This window comes from Actinokineospora sp., assembly GCF_050699995.1.
GTDB lineage: Bacteria > Actinomycetota > Actinomycetes > Mycobacteriales > Pseudonocardiaceae > Actinokineospora.
This window is the reverse complement of the sequence record NZ_JBOHGC010000035.1, coordinates 1-4,430: the sequence shown is the minus strand read 5'-3', so window position 1 is coordinate 4,430 and position 4,430 is coordinate 1. Positions and strand designations below refer to the sequence as shown.

General features: G+C 66.4%; 3 protein-coding genes and 2 tRNA genes. 1 reads left to right on the top strand and 4 read right to left on the bottom strand.

The features are described from left to right. Positions 1 to 703: 703 nt before the first annotated feature. The 4 genes from ACRDSQ_RS02330 to gltX form a co-directional block, all read right to left on the bottom strand. Positions 704 to 776 (bottom strand) — tRNA-Glu (locus tag ACRDSQ_RS02330). 71 nt (positions 777 to 847) lie between these two features. Continuing rightward, positions 848 to 919, bottom strand: a tRNA-Gln gene (locus tag ACRDSQ_RS02325). Positions 920 to 1,019: 100 nt separating this feature from the next. Next, complete coding sequence (locus ACRDSQ_RS02320) at positions 1,020 to 1,733, bottom strand: HAD family hydrolase (RefSeq protein ID WP_431418330.1); 714 nt, start codon at positions 1,731 to 1,733, stop codon at positions 1,020 to 1,022. A 219-nt stretch (positions 1,734 to 1,952) separates the two neighbouring features. Next, a complete protein-coding gene (gene gltX / locus ACRDSQ_RS02315) occupies positions 1,953 to 3,437 on the bottom strand; it encodes a glutamate--tRNA ligase (protein ID WP_431418328.1) in 1,485 nt (494 codons plus the stop codon). Positions 3,438 to 3,534: 97 nt separating this feature from the next. On the opposite strand from gltX, the gene ACRDSQ_RS02310 reads away from it, so the two are divergent. Then, positions 3,535 to 4,430 (top strand): FAD-dependent oxidoreductase (locus ACRDSQ_RS02310; protein WP_431418326.1); only part of this gene is annotated, 896 nt, incomplete at its 3' end.

Here is a 4,430-nt window from a genome sequence, read left to right as displayed (position 1 = left end):
CTCCCCGGACCGGACTCACACCGGCTGGCTATCCTGAGCTTGTCACCCGGTTACATGTATTCACACCCCTTCTGGGCTGCGATAACGCCCGGACTGCTGGACGTACACTTGATCTTTTAAAGCAGTGACATTGGGGGTCGGCCGGTGACCCTGGCAGTGGACGTCGGCTTCGTGCCCTATCTGCATGAACGCCTGCGGTGTGGCCTCATCGAGCGGCTCGAGGCACGAAAGCCTCGGTAGCAACCCATCCGGCGCCGACGGTAAAGAGCGAATCAGTGTGCTCGACGGCCCGGCCGGAGTCGGAAAACCATATCGCGCAACGCCGGACCTGCAGCTTGACCTGAAATGAGTTGATCAGCTCACCTGCGCCGGACCGCGGTACCGCCATCAGCATGGCCGCGTCGACCGGCAACGTGCGCAGGTCGACGCGGGACAAGCAACGTGGTTGCGTTGTGGTGCCGCAACTTGTGCCACGTCGTCGCAATACCCAACCGCTGGGTGAGACGCCGATACCAGGCCGTCACCAAGGCGTGCGTACCGCACCGACACCCCACCTGGGCGCGGGGACCGGACGCCGCAAGAACGTCATGTCACGATTCATGCCCCATACGCCTTGATTCCGATCCGCGGAGTGTACGGCCTCTCACACGAAAATGGCGACCTACCAGCGGTTACTTACCGCTGATAGATCGCCATTCACATGTAGCCCCGACGGGATTCGAACCCGCGCTACCGCCTTGAGAGGGCGGCGTCCTAGGCCGCTAGACGACGGGGCCAGGAACTGTTGTCTTAAATTATGTTGTCTTGCAGGCGGGAATCCTACCAGATGGCTTTGGACTCTTTACCGCTGGGGTACCAGGACTCGAACCTAGACTAACTGAACCAGAATCAGTCGTGCTGCCAATTACACCATACCCCAATGGCTATTCGATCAGCCCTGTCCGGATCTCTCCGTTAGTGCTGTTCGGGGTGCCGGAGAAGATGTTAGACCACACCCCGTGTGGAAGAGAAATCGGGGGCTACCGGCGTGGGGTGGGGACTCCGGAGGCGCTGGTCAGTGTCGGTGTGCGGTAGTCCGTGACCAGGAGTTCCGGCAGGTCGGCGAGGCTCTCGATCACTGGGACGACGGTGTCTGGGTGTTCGTCGCCGCCGGTGCGGTCGAGCCAGACGCCGTGGAGGCCCGCGGCGCGGGCGGCGAGGGCGTCGAGGTCGAGGCGGTCGCCGATGTGCAGGGTTTCGCTGGGGTGTACGCCCAGTTGGGCGCAGGCTTCGTGGAAGATCGCCGGGTCGGGCTTGGCGACGCCCAGTTCTCCCGCACTGACGACGACGTCGAAGTAGCGGGAGATGCCTTGTGCGGCGAGGCGTGCGCGCTGGTGGGGGGCTGAGGCGTTGGTCACAGCGGCGATCATGAAGCCTGCGGCGCGGAGCCAGTCGAGGCAGGGGCGGGCGTCGGGGAACAGGCTCCACGCGTCGCGCATTTGGGCGAGTCTTCGGTCTTCCAGCACCGCTACGGCGTCGTCGTCGAGGAGGGCGCCGAGGTCGGCGAGGAAAGCCTTTGTGCGGGTGCGGCGCATGGTGTCGTAGTCGAGTTCGCCGGAGACGACCATGGCGCTGTGCTCGTCGGTGACGCGTTGCCAGGCGGGCCACATGTCGTCGCGGCCGATCAATTCGGTGAGTGCCGATCTTGCCGAGCCAGTGAAATCGATCACTGTGTCGTCGATATCCAGGCACACCGCGTGAATTGTTGGCGGGCGGTGGTCGCGGGTCAGCGCTCCGGGCGTGGCCGTCGGCAACATAAAAGACATGAGCGCTGATGTCATTCAGCGACGATATGTTGTCGAACCGTCTTTTCGATTCGTCTGCACAGGTGATGTTTCGGCTACTTGCACGGTCAAGCACGAACGCGCCGCGATAGGCTCGAAGGGGTTCGATCGCGGCGCGTTCGGAAAGCGTTACGGCAGTGCGGCACGCAACCTGGTGAGGGTGCGGTCGCGGCCGAGCAGCTCCAGGGACTCATACAGCGGCGGGGACACCGTGCGGCCGGTCGCGGCGACCCGCACGGGGGCGAAAGCCTTCCGCGGCTTGAGACCCAGACCGTCGATCAGCGCCGCCTTGAGCGCCTCCTCGATGGCCGGGGTGGTCCACTCGCCCAGTCCCTCGAGCGCCTCGATGCTCGCGTCGAGGACGGGCTTGGCGTCCGGTCCGAGCGCCTTCGCCGCCGAGTCCTCCTCGGGGGCGAATTCGTCCTCGGGGGTGAACAGGAACCGCATCATCTCGGCGGCGTCGGCGAGCACGATGACTCGCTCCTGCACCATCGGGGCGATCGCGTCCACTGTGGCCACCTGTTCGGCGGTGGGCTCGGCCGGGAGCAATCCGGCGGAAATCAGATAAGGCAGCGTCCGGCTGACGAACTCCGCGGGCGCCAGCGCGCGCACGTGTTCGGCATTGATGGCTTCGGCCTTCTTGAGGTCGAATCGCGCCGGATTGGAGCTGACTTTGCCGATCTCGAATGCCTCGATCATCTCCGCCATGGTGAAGATGTCGCGGTCGTCCGCAATGGACCAACCGAGCAGCGCGAGATAGTTGAGCATTCCTTCCGGGACGAATCCACGTTCCCGGTAGGCGAACAGATTGGACTGCGGGTCGCGCTTGGACAGTTTCTTGTTGCCCTCGCCGCGGACCAATGGCATGTGTCCGAAATGCGGGGTGAACTCGGCGACGCCGACCCGCTGCAGCGCCTCGTACAGCGCGATCTGCCGCGGTGTGGACGGCAGGAGGTCCTCGCCGCGCAGCACGTGGGTGATCCGCATGAGCGCGTCGTCGACCGGGTTGACCAGCGTGTAGAGCGGCTGGCCGTTCGCGCGGACCAGCACCGGGTCGGGCACGCTCCCGGCCGGGAAGCTGATGTCGCCGCGGATGAGGTCGGTGAAGCCGATGGCGCGGTCGGGCATGCGCAGCCGCAGCGTCGGCTCACGGCCCTCGGCGCGCAGCGCGGCGCGCTGCTCGTCGGTGAGGTCGCGGTCGAAGTTGTCGTACCCGAGCTTCGGGTCCTGCCCAGCTGCCTTGCGCCGCTCCTCCACCTCCTCGTTGGTGGAGAACGACTCGTAGAGCTCGCCCGCCTCGGTCAGCTTCCGGATGACCTCCGCGTAGCGGTCACCGCGCAGGCTCTGCCGGTACGGGCCGTAGTCGCCGCCGACCTCGGGGCCTTCATCCCAGTCGAGTCCGAGCCAGCGCAGTGCGTCGAGGAGGGCTTCGTAGCTCTCCTCGGAGTCGCGCGCGGCGTCGGTGTCCTCGATGCGGAAGACGAGTTTGCCGCCGTTGTGCCGGGCGAAAGCCCAGTTGAACAGCGCTGTACGGATGAGCCCGACGTGCGGGGTGCCGGTCGGAGACGGGCAGAAGCGGGCTCGGACTGGGGTGTTTGCGTCAGGAGTGCTCATGGCCCGATCAGGGTATCTCTGCCGATCGCGCTTGACCGACCCGACGCCCGGGTGCATCCTTGAGTTATTCAACCGGCGTTGAAAAGGGGAGATGGCCATGGACCGCACGACGGTGTGCGTGGCGGGCGGCGGGCCCGCGGGGATGGTTCTGGGGCTGCTGCTGGCAAGGGCGGGCATCGAGGTGACCGTGCTGGAGAAGCACGACGACTTCCTACGCGACTTCCGCGGCGACACCGTGCACCCGCCGACCTTGGACCTGCTCGACGACCTCGGCCTCGGCGAGCAGTTCGCGGCGTTGCCGCAGAGCCGCATCCAGCAGGTCCAGGTCCCGTACAAGGGCGGCTCACTCGTCCTCGGCGACCTGTCTCTGCTGCGCGGAAGGCATGACTATATCGCGATGGTCCCCCAGTGGGACCTGCTCGACCTGCTGGCCAAGGCCGCCCGCGAGGAGCCGACGTTCACCCTGCGGATGGGCACGGAGGCGACCGGCCTGATCCGGGAGAACGGCCGCGTGACCGGCGTGACGTACACGACGAGGGACGGCGGGAGCGGCCAGATCCAGGCGGATCTCACGGTCGCCTGCGACGGCCGGACCTCCCTGCTGCGCGCCCGGGCGGGCTTGCGCTCGAAGTCGTACCCGACACCGATGGACGTCTGGTGGTACCGCCTCCTGAAGCACGACGGCGACCCGTCGGGCATCGTCGGCCTCCTCGGCAACCACCGCGCCGCCGTCATGATCGACCGCGCCGACTACTGGCAGTGCGCCACCCTCATCCGCAAAGGCACCGACGCCGAGGCCCGCAAGACCCCGATCGAAAACCTGATGCGGGACATGGCGGACGCTGCCCCCTGGCTCGCCGACCGCGCCGACGCCCTGTCCTCCTGGGACGACGTCAAGGTGCTCGACGTCAAACTGGACCGACTGACCAAGTGGCACATCGACGGCCTGCTGTGCCTGGGCGACGCGGCGCACGCGATGTCCCCGGTCGGTGG